Source organism: Curtobacterium sp. 1310, assembly GCF_017834105.1.
Lineage (GTDB): Bacteria > Actinomycetota > Actinomycetes > Actinomycetales > Microbacteriaceae > Curtobacterium.
In genome coordinates, this window is sequence record NZ_JAFICY010000001.1 from 674,236 (window position 1) to 687,048 (window position 12,813).

Below are 12,813 nucleotides of genomic sequence, written 5' to 3' on the forward strand. Positions count from 1 at the left end.
TCGCACAACGTCCCCGCCGGATCGCTGTCGGATGTCCACACGGGCCGACGGCGGCGCGGCGACGAGGATTGACCGGTGATCGTCGTCGTCGCGCCCGGACAGGGCTCCCAGACCCCCGGCTTCCTCGCCCCCTGGCTCGAGGACTCCGCCGTCCGTGACCGCGTCGGAGCGTGGTCCGAGGCGATCGGCGTCGACCTCGTCGAGCACGGCACGAACTCCGACGCGGACACCATCAAGGACACCGCCCTCGCGCAGCCGCTCATCGTGGCTGCCGGGCTCGTCACCGCCGACGCTCTGCTCGCCGACGGCCGTCGTGCCCTGGTCGGCGGCGTCGCCGGACACTCGGTCGGCGAGTTCACCGCCGCCGGTGTCGCCGGGATCCTCGAGCCGACCGACGCCGTCGCGCTGGTCGCCGAGCGCGGCCGGGCGATGGCGGACGCCGCAGCGCTGGAGCCGACGTCGATGGCCGCCGTGCTCGGCGGCGACGCCGACGCGGTCGCCGCAGCCCTCGAGCAGCACGGGCTCGTGCCGGCCAACCACAACGGCGGCGGCCAGACCGTCGTCGCCGGTCCCGCCGACGCCGTCGCAGCACTGGCCGCCGATCCGCCGGCTCGCGCCCGGGTCGTGCCGCTCGCCGTCGCCGGCGCCTTCCACACGCGGTACATGGCCCCCGCGGTCGACCGGGTCGGACCGGTCGCGGCCGGGGCGTCGGTGCAGGACCCGACGCTGCCGATCTGGACGAACGCCGACGGATCGCGCGTGGACGACGGCCGACGGTTCGTCGACCTGATGGTCCGCCAGATCGCGAACCCCGTGCACTGGGACGCCGTCATGGCGTCCTTCTCCGCCGCCGGTGTCACCGGCATCATCGAACTCGCGCCGGCGGGCGCGCTCGTCGGGCTGGCCAAGCGTGGCCTGCGCGGCACGCCCACCGTCGCCGTCAAGACCCCCGACGACCTGCCCGCCGCCGTCGAGCTCCTCGAGCAGGACGCGCGCGCAGCAGCCGTCCCGGACGATCAGCCGGTGGGCGAGCAGCCCGCAGGCGAGGAAGCAGACGCAACCGCATGACCGACGCCACCACGCCGTCCCCCGCAGCCGACGGGACCGACGCGCCCCGCGCCTCCCGTCCGGTGCTGCAGCAGCGTCGCGGCCACGAGTACACCCGCATCATGGCGTTCGGTGCCGCCCGCGGTGAGCACGTCGTGCCGAACGAGGACCTCGTCGGTCCGATCGACTCCTCCGACGAGTGGATCCGCCAGCGCACCGGCATCGTGACGCGCAAGCGTGCCGGCGCCGACGTCGAGGCGGTCGACCTGGCCGAGGCCGCGGCGCGCGAGGCCATCGAGAAGGCCGGCATCACGCCCGAGCAGGTCGGCGTCGTGCTCGTCAGCACCGTCACCCACACCGTGGCGACGCCGTCGATGGCGTCGTTGCTCGCGGAGCGCATCGGCGCGACGCCCGCGGCGGCCTACGACGTCAGCGCGGCCTGCGCCGGCTACGCGTACGGCATCGCCCAGGCCGACTCGTTCATCAAGTCCGGGCTCGCCGACCACGTGCTGGTCGTCGGGGCCGAGAAGCTCAGCGACGTCGTCGACCCGACCGACCGCTCGATCTCGTTCCTGCTCGGTGACGGTGCGGGTGCCGCGATCGTCGGCCCGAGCGACTTCCCCGGCATCGCCCCGACGATCTGGGGCTCGGACGGCTCGAAGTGGGACGCCATCGGCATGACGGCGACGTACAACGAGTGGGCCGCCGGAGCCCCGCGTCCCACGATGCGCCAGGCCGGTCAGACGGTGTTCCGCTGGGCCGTCTGGGAGATGGTCAAGGTCGCGCGGCAGGCGCTCGAGACCGCTGGCGTCCGTCCGGAGGACCTCGCCGCGTTCGTGCCGCACCAGGCGAACATCCGCATCATCGACGAGTTCGCCAAGCAGCTCGGCCTGCCCGAGACGGTGACGATCGCCCGCGACATCACCACCACCGGCAACACCTCCGCCGCGAGCATCCCGCTCGCCACGCACCGCCTGCTCGAGGAGCACCCCGAGCTCTCCGGCGGTCTCGCGCTGCAGATCGGCTTCGGTGCCGGTCTCGTGTTCGGCGCGCAGGTCGTCGTCCTCCCCTAGTCCCCCATCCCGGCTCGGCTCCGGGCACCCGTACCACTCGTGCCCTAGGCTGGTCCACGGTCAAACGACACCCCCCTCAAGGAGAACACCCATGGCCCTGTCCAACGAAGAAGTCCTCGCCGGCCTGGCCGAGCTGATCAACGACGAGACCGGCATCGCGACCGACACCGTCGCCGCCGACAAGTCGTTCACCGACGACCTCGACATCGACTCGATCTCGATGATGACCATCGTCGTGAACGCCGAGGAGAAGTTCGACGTGAAGATCCCGGACGAAGAGGTCAAGAACCTCAAGACCGTGGGCGACGCCGTCGACTACATCACGAAGGCCCAGGCCTGACGCGAGCTTCCTGAGCGCCGCGGACCGCGCACATCCCGCGGGCCGCGGCGCTCACCTCGTCCACCAGCGGTGGAGCTCCCACCGGCGCTCGACCACACCGGACGGGCGCCCACCGGCGCTCGACCACACGGACGGGCGTCCACCGGCGCTCGACCAGTCCACACGAAAGACACGTCGTTCCATGACCAAGAAGACCGTCGTCGTCACCGGGATCGGTGCGATCACACCCCTCGCCGCGACCGCCCCGGAGACCTGGGACGCGCTGCTCGCCGGCGGGTCCGGCATCACCCGCATCGAGGACGAGCGCTACTCGTCGCTCGAGATCCCCGTCGAGTTCGCCGGCCAGGCACGCCGCTTCCTCACGGACCAGCTCACGCGCCCGGAGACCAAGCGCCTCGACCCCTCGTCGCAGCTGTCGCTCGTCGCCGCTCGTGAGGCCTGGGCCGACGCCGGCATCGACCCCGAGACCGTCGTCCCCGAGCGCCTCGTCGTCGACTGGGCGACCGGCATCGGCGGCGTCAACACGCTCCTCGACGCCTGGGACACCCTGCGCGAGAAGGGTCCGCGTCGCGTCATGCCGATGACGGTCCCGATGCTCATGGCGAACGGCCCCGCCGCCGCCATCGAGATGGAGTTCGGCGCGCGCGGCGGTGCCCGCACGTACCTCTCCGCCTGCGCCTCGTCCACCGAGTCGCTGGCCGAGGCCTACCGCCACATCGCCGACGGCGACGCCGACATCGTCATCACCGGTGGCGCCGAGGCCGCACTGCACCCGCTGCCCCTCGCCGCGTTCGCCGCGATGCAGGCACTCTCGCGACGGAACGACTCCCCCGAGACGGCCTCGCGTCCGTACGACGTCACGCGCGACGGCTTCGTGCTCGGCGACGGCGCCGCAGCGCTCATCCTCGAGTCGAAGGAGCACGCGGAGGCCCGCGGCGCGACGATCTACGCCGAGGTCGCCGGTGCCGGGATCACCTCGGACGCCTTCCACATCACCGCGCCGGACCCCGAGGGCAGCGCCGCCGCCCGCGCGGTCATCACGGCGCTCGAGCACGCCGACGCCGCCCGCGAGGACGTCGTCCACGTCAACGCCCACGCCACCTCGACCCCGGTCGGCGACGTGGCCGAGTACCACGCGATGCGCCGCGTCTTCGGCGACCACCTCGACAACGTGGTCGTCTCGGCCACCAAGGCGTCGACGGGGCACCTGCTCGGCGGTGCCGGTGCGATCGAGGCCGCGTTCACGGTCATGGCGCTGCACCAGCGCGTCGCGCCGCCGACGATCAACCTGACCGAGCAGGACCCGGAGATCGTGATGGACGTCGCGACCGCGCCGCGCGAGCTGCCCGCAGGCGACCTGCTCGCGGTGAGCAACTCGTTCGGGTTCGGCGGGCACAACGCCGTGGTGGCGTTCCGCACGGCCTGATCCGTCGTCGCCGACCCGTCGTCGGCCTGGAGGCCCGTCCTGCGTCCGCAGGGCGGGCCTCCGTCCGTCACGGGGAGCCGCCCGTCCATCGGCCGCCGGTGCCCGGGCCGTTCCGGTCCCAGGACCTGCCGCTCATGTTCCGCGACGACGGCGTGTCCTGCGACCGGGACGTCCGCAGGCGGCACGTCGTGCGACCTGAACGAGGCCAAGGGCACAGCTCCTCGACGACAGGCGTGCCGCACGCGGGGACGACGGACGCCGCCGACTCCGGAGGGAGCGGGCGGCGTCCGAGTGGTGCGGAGGGCGCGGGAGGGGTCAGCCGACGCGGTGCAGCCAGACGACGGGGTTGCCCTCGGCCGCGTGCCGGAAGGGCTCGAGCTCGTCGTCCCAGGCCTGCCCGAGGGCGAGACGGAGTTCGCGGTGGAGTTCGAGGGCGTTGCTACCGGCGACCTCCATGGCGTAGCGCACACGGTCCTCGGGGACGACCATGTTGCCGGACACGTCGGTCTGCGCGAAGAAGACGCCGAGGTCGGGCGTGTGCATCCACCGCCCGCCGTCGGACTGCGCGGTCGGTTCCTCGGTGACCTCGTAGCGCAGGTGTTCCCACCCGCGCAGGGCAGAGGCGATCGCCGCACCGGTGCCGACCTGGCCCGTCCACGTGAACTCCGTCCGGCGGGAGCCGTCGAGTGCGGGCTGGTCGAGCCACGAGAAGTTCACGGCGCGGCTCATCGCGCGACCGGCCGCCCATTCGACGTGCGGGCAGAGCGCGCGTGGTGAGGAGTGCACGTACAGCACCCCTGTCGTCGTTCCGTTCACGATTCCTCCGCTTCGTCAGGTGCGACTTCCCCATCGACCTGTGGTGCGGAGTCCCGGTAGCGGAACCATCGGTATCAGATTGTGATGTCCCTGCGGACACGCCCATTATGCAGCGTCCGCGCTGGGAACGCCACACCCGGCCAGCAGACCGCGCGGGCGGACCGGGCGGGCCTCAGTGCAGGACGGCGCCCTGCTCGTCGACGGGGTGCCGCTCCCCCGCGGTGAGTGCGACCGGGAGGCGGTTCTCCTCCGGGGGCACCGGGCAGGCGTACTGGTACGAGAACGCGCAGGGCGGCAGGACGAGCCGGTCCCAGTCGAGCGCGACCTCGGCCGCGCCGTCGGGCTCGGGCAGGTACAGGAAGCGTCCCATCGAGTACGAGCTGCCCGGGTCGCTCTCGGGCAGGGCGCTGGTGGTGTCCTGCACGATGAGCTGCAACCGCGGCCGGCCGTGGTACGGCGCGGACCGCACCGCGGTGAGCCGCACGGGAACGTCGTCCACCGTGGTCTCGATCGTCCCGGCGACGGGCAGGGGGTCGCCGGCGGCGTCGGTGAGGTGACCGGGTGCCTCCTGACCGGACCAGGGTTCGTACCTGCCGGCCGTGACCCACCCGCCCGGCCGCGGGGCGAACCGGGCGATGCGTGCGAAGCGGGAGACCGCGTCGGAGGCCGGGTCCCAGACGCGCAGCGTGGAGCCGTGCACCGTGCCGGCGAGCCCGTCGGCGAAGGCGACGCTCGACGGCACGACGGCGGTGTCACCGGCGACCAGCACCGTACCGTCCACCGGGACGCCGTCGACCACGACGCCGTCCGCCGCCGCGGCGGTGACGGTGAGACCGCCGGGGACCGGCGCCCACTGCCCGGCGACCGGCCACACGGGCTGCGGGCGGTCGACGTGCTGCGCGTTCACCAGGGCGAGCGGGCCGCGCGCGCTGCGGGCCCAGGCATCGCGGGCCGCGACGTGCTCGGCCAGGTCCGGGTCGACCGTGCTCACGACTGCTCCTGGCGGGGGTAGATGACCTTCTGCACGATGATGATCACCGACGCGGCGACCGGCACGGCGACGAGCGCCCCGAGGACCCCGCCGATCGTGCCACCGGCGACCGCGGCGATGACCACCAGGGCGCCCGGCACCTGCACCGCGCGCGACATGATGCGCGGGGAGATGAGGTACGCCTCGACCTGCATGTAGACGAGGTAGTAGATCGCGGCCGCGAGCGCCGTGGCCGGCGAGGCGAACAGGCAGAGCAGGGAGATGACGACCGCCGCGGCGAGGGTGCCGACGAGCGGGATGAGCGAGCCCAGGAACGCGAAGGTCGCCAGCAGCACGGGCAGCGGTGCACCGATGATGAGCAGGAACACGAGGCTGAGGATGCCGTTGATCAGCGCCTGGCTGATCTGTCCGACGACGTAGCGGCCGACGGCCTGGGTGATCTGCTCGCTGACGTCGACGAAGTTCTGCCGACGTGTCGCCGGCACGAAGCGGTAGGCCATCGACTTCAGGCCCCGCATCGACGCCAGGAAGTACAGCATCAGGATGATGACGATGATCGCGCCGGTCATGCCGGACAGGATGCCGCTGCCGACCGCCAGGATCCCGCCACCGAGGCTGAGGAGGTTGCCCGGGTCCTCCACGAAGGACTGCAGCGACTCCAGCGCGTGGTTGACGTCGACGGCGCCGGCGAACTGCTGTGACAGGTCCTGGACCCACTCCTGCTGCGAGATGTCCTGGACGATCTCCGGGAAGTTCTGGACGAGGTTCGTCGCCTGCTGGATGAGGATCGGGACGACCGCGAACACGACGCCGGCGAAGGCGGACAGGACACCCACGACGACGATCGTGATCGCCGACCAGCGCGGGATGAACCGTTCGAGGAAGGACACCAGCGGGTCGATGCCGAGCGACAGGAAGAGCGCGACGCCGATGTAGACCAGGACCGTGCTGAGCTGCTGGACGATCACGCCGGCCAGCAGGGCGATGAGCACGCCCAGGGCTCCCATGAAGCCGATGCGGAACGCGTTCACGCGCACGCCGGTGCCGACCCGGGTCGCCTCGAACGTCACGTTCGGGGTCGGCGCGTGGTCGTCGGGGGTCTCACGTCGTCGCGGCAGGTGCACGTAGGGCGGGCGGGACTTGAACCCGCGATCGTTCGGTTATGAGCCGAGTGCCTTGACCAGCTTGGCTACCGCCCCTCGTCGGGGACCGTCAGGCCACCGACTCCCCACGATACAGCGACTCGAACGTCGCGAGCGTGCGGTTGATGTCGTGTGCCTCGATCATGGCCAGGCTGCGCTCCCGCATCGCCTGGTAGTCGTCGTCGGACGCCTGCAGCACCTGTGCGAGCTTCGCAGCGAGGTCCTGCACGTCGCCGGGCGTGAAGAGGTACCCGTTGCCGTCGATGAGGTGCGGGAGTGCCATCGAGTCCGCGGCCACCACCGGCAGCCCGGACGCCATCGCCTCGAGGGACGAGATGCTCTGCAGCTCGGCGGTGGACGGCATCGCGAAGACAGTGCCGTTCGTCAGCGCCTGGCGCTTCGCCTCGTCCGACACGAAGCCGGCGAAGCGCACCCGGTCCTCGAGCCCGAGCTCCTGCACGAGCGTCTTCAACTTCGGGATCATCTCGCCGCCACCGACGATGGTGAGCGTCGCGTGCAGCTCACTCGGCAGCAGTGGGAGCGCCCGGACGAGCACGTCGAGGTTCTTCTCCGGCGCGACCCGGCCGACGAACACGATGTCGTTCCCCGCGGGGCGACCGCTGCGGGCGCTGTAGCGCGACGCGTCGATGCCGCACGAGATCGCGAGGACCTGCTGCCCGGCGATGGCCTCGCGGAGGTAGTCCGCGGCCAGCACCGTCGGCGTCGTGATGGCGTCGGCGAGCCGGTAGGTCTTGGCGGCGTCGTTCCACGCGATCTTCAGCGCGATCGGCAGCGTGCGACGGCCGAACGGGACGTACTCGAGCAGGTTCTCGGGCATGAAGTGGTTGGTGCCGACGATGCGGATGCCGCGCTCGTGGGCCTCCTGCACGATGCCGCGCCCGATGACGATGTGCGACTGGATGTGCAGCACGTCCGGCTGGACGGCGTCGAGGATCGGACCCGTCCACTTGCGGACGCTCCACGGCCACACGAAGCGGAGCCACGCGTGCCACGGCCACTTGTACGACTTCAGCCGGTGGACGGTGAGGACGACGCCGCGGTGCTCCTCGTCGAACGTGCCGTGGTGGGCGCTCGACGCCGGGGCCACGACGTGGACCTCGTGGCCGCGCTCCGCGAGCCCGACGGCGAGCTGCTCGGCGAAGGTCGCGGCGCCGTTGACGTCCGGCGGGAAGGTGTCGGCCGCGATCATGACGCGCAGCGGTCGGGACCCGCCCGTCGCACCCGTCGACTCGGCGGTGGCGGTGGTGGCGTCCTCTGACACGGCTGGCGTCGTCCTCTCGTGGGCGGTTGCTGGTCGGGCCTCGACGGTACCGCACGGGCCCGAGCGCCCGCGTCAGCCGCGCGGACGACGCCGACGGCCGACAGCGACCACCGACGCCGTCAGCGACCGCGGACGCGACCGACGACGCCGACCGCGGTCAGCGCCGCGTCTCGGGGTGGTGCTTCGCGAGCAGGAACACGCCCGTGATGGCGATCACCGCAGCGACCAGGAAGCCGACCACCGCGATCCACGGCGCCCCGGCAGCCTCGCCGAGCACGATCACGCCGATGCCCACGGCGACGATCGGGTCGATGACGGTGAGGCCGGCGATCACCAGGTCGGCGGACCCGCTCGAGTACGCGTTCTGCACGAAGTACCCGCCGAGCACCGCGGCGACGATCACCCCGACGACGGCGATCGCGGTCAGCCAGTCGAACGTGCCGTGCAGGAACCGGTTCAGCACGACCTTGGCCAGTGTCGCGACGAAGCCGTAGAGCACCCCGGCCACGACGATGTAGTACATGGCGCTCGCCCGCTTCGCCGCGAAGCGGAACGACAGGAACACGGCCACCAGGACGATCGCCAGCACCACCAGGATCGTCACGAGCTGCTCGTGGGTGATCGCGCTCTCGCGGCCGACGACGGCGGCGATGCCGACGAAGATCCCGACACCGATGATGCAGGTCCAGACCGCCCGTCGCGCCTGCTGTCCGAGCGGCACCCCGGAGGACCGTGACGAGAACCACGTGGTGATGACGAGCGCGACGGCGCCGAGCGGCTGCACGACGATGAGCGGGGCGTTCGTGATGCTGATGAGCTGGAGCACGACGGCCAGACCGAGCATGAGCGTGCCGAGCACCCACCAGCCGCTACCGAGCAGCCCGAGGACGTGCCGCACCGACAGCCCCTTCGACTGCCGACCGAGCCGGGCCTCGACGCGCTGCACCCCGCGGCTCTGGAACTGCGCTCCCAGCGAGAGGAAGACCGCGCCGACGAGCGCGACGGGGATCATCAGGGCCTGGAACGGGGTCAGGTTGACCGCGTCCGGGATCGGGAGGTCCGTCGTCACGCGACGAGGCTACCGGTCCTCGCCGGATAACCTGGGTGAATGCCCGTCCTCCCCATCCGCATCACCGGCGAACCCGTCCTCCACGAGCGCGCTGCCGAGGTCACCGCGTTCGACGACGACCTCCGCGCACTGGTGCAGGACATGTACGAGACGATGGACCTCGCCCCCGGGGTCGGTCTCGCGGGTCCGCAGGTCGGGGTCGGCAAGCGCCTGTTCGTGTACTCGTGGACCGACGACGACGAAGTCCTGCACCGCGGGGTCGCGATCAACCCGGTGCTCTGGACCACCCCGCCCGTGCCGGAGACGGTCGAGGAGCTCGACGAGGACGAGGAGTCCGAGGGCTGCCTCTCGATCCCGGGTGAGCGCTTCCCGCTGCGTCGGGCCGAGGGCGCCCTGCTCCGTGCGGTCGACGAGCACGGGGAGCCCTTCGAGGTCGAGGCCCACGGGTGGCTCGCCCGCGTCTTCCAGCACGAGTACGACCACCTGGACGGCTACCTCTACGCCGACCGGCTCGTGCACCCGTACGGCAAGCAGGTCGCGAAGGCGATCCGCAAGAGCAGCTGGGGCGGCCCGGGCAAGTCCTGGCTCCCCGGTCGCGACCACCCCGAGGGCTGACCGCGCGGTCGGCTCCGGCGCACGTCCCAGCGCGGCACCGGCGGTCGGCCGGGAGGCCCGGCTCAGCCCCGGTAGGCCGTCAGCGACTCCTGCAGGCGGTCCCGGTCGGGGTGACCGGGGCAGTACGCGACGAGTCCGGCCGCCAGCTCGGCCTGTTCCGGCGTCGAGACGCCGTCACGCCACGGCGACGCTCCGCGCTCCGCGCAGGTCGCCGCGAGCTCCTCGAGCGTGGCGGTACCGTCGGCCGCCCGGACCGCGGCCCGCTGCTGCGCCGACATCTCGGTGCCCGTGATGCGCTCGGCCCGGCATCCGGTGCGCTCGGCCTCCCACACGGCGGCGTACGTCGTGTACGTCTCCCCCGTGCCGTCGGCGTCGTCACCGGTCGTGTCGCTGCCCGCGCCGCTGCTGTCGTCCGCGGCGCCGCTGCACACGAACGCGAAGACGATCGGCGCGCTGCCCGTCGCGGAGACCTCGGACCGTGCTGCGGAGTCGAGCGAGTCCTCCGGCTCCGGTTGCCCGGCGGTGCACGCGGTGAGCGCCACCGCTCCGAGGACGACGAACGCCGCGGCGAGGGTCCGGCGCACGGTGATCACCTGTGAACGCTAACAGCTTGCGACCGGGCAGCGCCTGCGAGCCAGCCGGAAGCCGAACACCGGCCGGTGCCCAGCGCCGGCTCCGCACGAGATCCGGCCGTGCGGACACGTTCGTGGTCCGGTGCCCGCGAAACCGTCCGCGGAGCCGAGTCTCGCGGTAGCGGCAAGGGCGCCGAACCCCGGGAACGCAAGAGGCCCCCACCCCGGAGGGTGAGGGCCTGTCGCTCCCCGAGTTGGACTCGAACCAACAACCTGCCGGTTAACAGCCGGCTGCTCTGCCAATTGAGCTATCGAGGATCACTGTCCGCTGGCGAATGTGGTGCGAACAACGGGTAACAGCATAGCAGCACCCCGAGCCCGCTCCGCGCATCGGCCACGCATCCCGGGCGCGCCGCGTCGTCGAGCTCCCCGGCCGGGCCCGGCGCCGTCGGTGCTCAGTAGCCCGCGACGGGGTCCACGACGCCGACGAACCCGTCGCCCGAGCCGGACAGGAACGCGGCGGTGTTCGCCCGGACGCGCTCGGCCAGCAGCGGCGCGACCATGTCCGGGGTGTCGGCCTGGTGCGGCGTGACGACCACACCCGGCTCGTCCCAGAGCGGGTGGCCGTCGGGCAAGGGCTCCGGGTCCGTCACGTCGAGGCCGGCGGCGGCGATCGTGCCCTCGCGCAGCGCCGCGACGAGCGCGTCGGTGTCGACCAGTCCCCCGCGTGCGATGTTCACGAGACGCGCCGAGGGCTTCATGAGTCCGAACCGGCGCGCGTCGAACAGCTTCGCCGTCCCCGAGGTCATGGCTGCCGCGACCACGACCACGTCGGCGTCGGGCAGCACCTCGTCCAGGGCGTCGGTCGTGACCGTGCGGTCGGCTCCCGGCACCGGGTCGTCCGAGCGGCGCACGACCGTCACGGAGACCTCGAACGGGGCGACGAGCCGGATGTACTCCAGGGCGATCCCGCCCGCGCCGATCACCACGACGTTCCGCCCGTAGAGCGACACGCCCTCCGGCTCGGTCGCCCAGGACGTCGCGCGGGCGCGCTTCTGCAGCACCCGGAGCGTCGCGAGCGTCAGCGCGAGGGCGTGCTCGGCGACGGGTTCCGCGTAGGCGCCCTTGGCCGACGTGAAGAGCACCCGGTCCCCGTGCTCCTGGATCAGGTGGGCGAAGGCGTCGACGCCCGCGAAGGGCAGCTGGACCCAGCCGACCGAGGCCCCCTGGTCCAACGCCGCCGCGAGCCCGTCGGGGTCACGGGCGTCGAGCCAGACGATCCCCCGCGTGTCCGCGCCGAGGTCGCCGACCGTGCCGCCGGCGGCCCGCACGGCGTCCGCGTGCAGGTCGGCCGCGGTCGGCAGGATCGCGACCGGTCCGGCCGTGGGTGCGTCGACGGGGAGCGGGGCGCCCGCGTCGGTGACGACCGCGCGGTGTCCGCGGCTGCTCGCCGTGTCGTGTGCGGTCGTGGTGCTCATGCGTTCTCCTGACGCTCGGCCCGGGGAGCGGTGCCCGCCCCGGCACCGACCGGACGACGGGGGGCGGACGAGCGCCGCGGGGCGGTGGTCGCGGTCGGACGACGCTTCACCGGGCGCGACGCGGTCGCGGCGAGCGTCTGCACGTAGGGGTCGACGGGGTTGTCGAGGACCTCGTCGAAGGTGCCGAGCCCGACCAGGCGGCTCTCGGCGAGCACACCGACGCGGTCCGCGAGCGCCCGGGCCTCGCGGAGGTCGCTCGACACCACGACGGCCGAGAACTGCCGGCCGCGCTGCAGGTTGGTCAGGGCCTCGAGCACCGACTGACGGACCAGGACGTCGACGCCGCGTGCGGGTTCGTCGGCGACGAGGAGCTGCGGCTCGAGGATGAGTGCGCGTGCGAGGGCGACACGCTGCCGCTGCCCGCTCGACAGCTCCCACGTGTTCAGGCGCATGACGCCGAGGGGCAGGTGCACGGCGTCGACCAGCCGCGCGACCATGAGCCCGGCCTCCTTGCGGTCGAACCGCCGGTCGCGCAGGTAGATCGGTTCGGCGATCGCCTCGCCCACGGTCAGGTCGGGGCTCAGCCGGTCGGCGCCGTCCTGCGGCAGGTACCCGATGCGGCCGGTCAGCCGCTGCGCCTTCCGCGAGGACGGGCGGAGCCCGCGCACGTGCTGACCGAGCACGGTGAGCTCGCCGCCGACGATCTGTCGCCGGTGCGCACCCTCGCCCTCGCCGGTCGCGCCGAGCTGCCCGGCGATCGCGGCGGCGAAGGTGCTCTTGCCGGAACCGGACTCACCGATGAGCGCGAGGATCTCGCCCTGGCGGACGGTCAGGCTGACCCCGTCGACCGCGCGGATCGGCTCCGATCCGCGGACGCCCCGGTACTCGATCGAGACGTCGTCTGCGACGACCGCCGGGCCGTTCACCGCGATCATGGGTCCCCTTCCGCGCCGCCCCCTGGC

13 protein-coding genes and 2 tRNA genes are annotated in these 12,813 nt (G+C 72.5%); 5 read left to right on the plus strand and 10 right to left on the minus strand.

Features of this window, described 5'->3' with window-relative positions; translation table 11 throughout:
* Nucleotides 1-75: 75 nt before the first annotated feature.
* From JOD95_RS03135 to JOD95_RS03150, 4 genes are all read left to right on the plus strand, one after another.
* The gene (locus JOD95_RS03135; RefSeq protein WP_251154965.1) at nt 76-1,068 is read left to right on the plus strand and encodes an ACP S-malonyltransferase; all 993 of its coding nucleotides are present in this window, start codon (nt 76-78) and stop codon (nt 1,066-1,068) included.
* Nucleotides 1,065-2,120 (plus strand): beta-ketoacyl-ACP synthase III, encoded by a 1,056-nt coding sequence (locus JOD95_RS03140; RefSeq protein ID WP_200884140.1) that lies wholly within the window; start codon nt 1,065-1,067, stop codon nt 2,118-2,120. The genes JOD95_RS03135 and JOD95_RS03140 overlap by 4 nt, the downstream gene beginning before the upstream one ends.
* A 91-nt stretch (nt 2,121-2,211) precedes the next feature.
* A complete protein-coding gene (locus tag JOD95_RS03145) occupies nt 2,212-2,460 on the plus strand; it encodes an acyl carrier protein (RefSeq protein ID WP_058729431.1) in 249 nt (82 codons plus the stop codon).
* Nucleotides 2,461-2,641: 181 nt separating this feature from the next.
* Complete coding sequence (locus JOD95_RS03150) at nt 2,642-3,886, plus strand: beta-ketoacyl synthase (protein ID WP_066653928.1); 1,245 nt, start codon at nt 2,642-2,644, stop codon at nt 3,884-3,886.
* A 315-nt stretch (nt 3,887-4,201) separates the two neighbouring features.
* On the opposite strand, the gene JOD95_RS03155 is transcribed toward JOD95_RS03150, so the two are convergent.
* The 6 genes from JOD95_RS03155 to JOD95_RS03180 form a co-directional block, all read right to left on the minus strand.
* Nucleotides 4,202-4,681, minus strand: a complete 480-nt coding sequence (locus JOD95_RS03155) for a DUF3145 domain-containing protein (protein ID WP_081984811.1) — start codon at nt 4,679-4,681, stop codon at nt 4,202-4,204.
* Between the two features lie 193 nt (nt 4,682-4,874).
* On the minus strand, nt 4,875-5,693 hold the full coding sequence (locus tag JOD95_RS16835) for a DUF1684 domain-containing protein (protein ID WP_209682983.1): 819 nt from the start codon (nt 5,691-5,693) through the stop codon (nt 4,875-4,877).
* Nucleotides 5,690-6,811, minus strand: coding sequence for an AI-2E family transporter (locus tag JOD95_RS03165; protein ID WP_209683390.1), 1,122 nt, complete (start codon nt 6,809-6,811; stop codon nt 5,690-5,692). Before JOD95_RS03165 ends, JOD95_RS16835 begins: the two co-directional genes overlap by 4 nt.
* A gap of 7 nt (nt 6,812-6,818) precedes the next feature.
* Nucleotides 6,819-6,892: transfer RNA gene (locus JOD95_RS03170), tRNA-Ile, on the minus strand.
* 13 nt (nt 6,893-6,905) lie between these two features.
* Entirely contained in the window at nt 6,906-8,117 is a 1,212-nt protein-coding gene (locus JOD95_RS03175) for a glycosyltransferase (protein WP_209682986.1), read from the minus strand.
* Between the two features lie 157 nt (nt 8,118-8,274).
* Nucleotides 8,275-9,186, minus strand: a complete 912-nt coding sequence (locus JOD95_RS03180) for a DMT family transporter (RefSeq protein WP_174234721.1) — start codon at nt 9,184-9,186, stop codon at nt 8,275-8,277.
* A gap of 39 nt (nt 9,187-9,225) precedes the next feature.
* Between JOD95_RS03180 and def the strand changes: the two genes are divergently transcribed.
* Nucleotides 9,226-9,801, plus strand: coding sequence for a peptide deformylase (gene def / locus JOD95_RS03185; RefSeq protein WP_066653925.1), 576 nt, complete (start codon nt 9,226-9,228; stop codon nt 9,799-9,801).
* 62 nt (nt 9,802-9,863) lie between these two features.
* On the opposite strand, the gene JOD95_RS03190 is transcribed toward def, so the two are convergent.
* The 4 genes from JOD95_RS03190 to JOD95_RS03205 form a co-directional block, all read right to left on the minus strand.
* Entirely contained in the window at nt 9,864-10,394 is a 531-nt protein-coding gene (locus tag JOD95_RS03190) for a hypothetical protein (protein ID WP_209682988.1), read from the minus strand.
* A gap of 224 nt (nt 10,395-10,618) precedes the next feature.
* Nucleotides 10,619-10,691, minus strand: a tRNA-Asn gene (locus JOD95_RS03195).
* Nucleotides 10,692-10,828: 137 nt separating this feature from the next.
* Nucleotides 10,829-11,851 (minus strand): D-isomer specific 2-hydroxyacid dehydrogenase family protein, encoded by a 1,023-nt coding sequence (locus JOD95_RS03200; RefSeq protein WP_209682991.1) that lies wholly within the window; start codon nt 11,849-11,851, stop codon nt 10,829-10,831.
* The gene (locus tag JOD95_RS03205) at nt 11,848-12,786 is read right to left on the minus strand and encodes an ATP-binding cassette domain-containing protein (RefSeq protein WP_081984807.1); all 939 of its coding nucleotides are present in this window, start codon (nt 12,784-12,786) and stop codon (nt 11,848-11,850) included. Before JOD95_RS03205 ends, JOD95_RS03200 begins: the two co-directional genes overlap by 4 nt.
* Nucleotides 12,787-12,813 lie beyond the last annotated feature (27 nt).

Bases quoted from the DNA above. Each gene is read 5' to 3' on its own strand.
- JOD95_RS03140 (WP_200884140.1), top strand. From the start codon at position 1,065: ATGACCGACGCCACCACGCCGTCCCCCGCAGCCGACGGGACCGACGCG.
- def (WP_066653925.1), top strand. From the start codon at position 9,226: ATGCCCGTCCTCCCCATCCGCATCACCGGCGAACCCGTCCTCCACGAG.
- JOD95_RS03200 (WP_209682991.1), bottom strand. From the start codon at position 11,851: ATGAGCACCACGACCGCACACGACACGGCGAGCAGCCGCGGACACCGC.
- JOD95_RS03150 (WP_066653928.1), top strand. From the start codon at position 2,642: ATGACCAAGAAGACCGTCGTCGTCACCGGGATCGGTGCGATCACACCC.
- JOD95_RS03145 (WP_058729431.1), top strand. From the start codon at position 2,212: ATGGCCCTGTCCAACGAAGAAGTCCTCGCCGGCCTGGCCGAGCTGATC.
- JOD95_RS03205 (WP_081984807.1), bottom strand. From the start codon at position 12,786: ATGATCGCGGTGAACGGCCCGGCGGTCGTCGCAGACGACGTCTCGATC.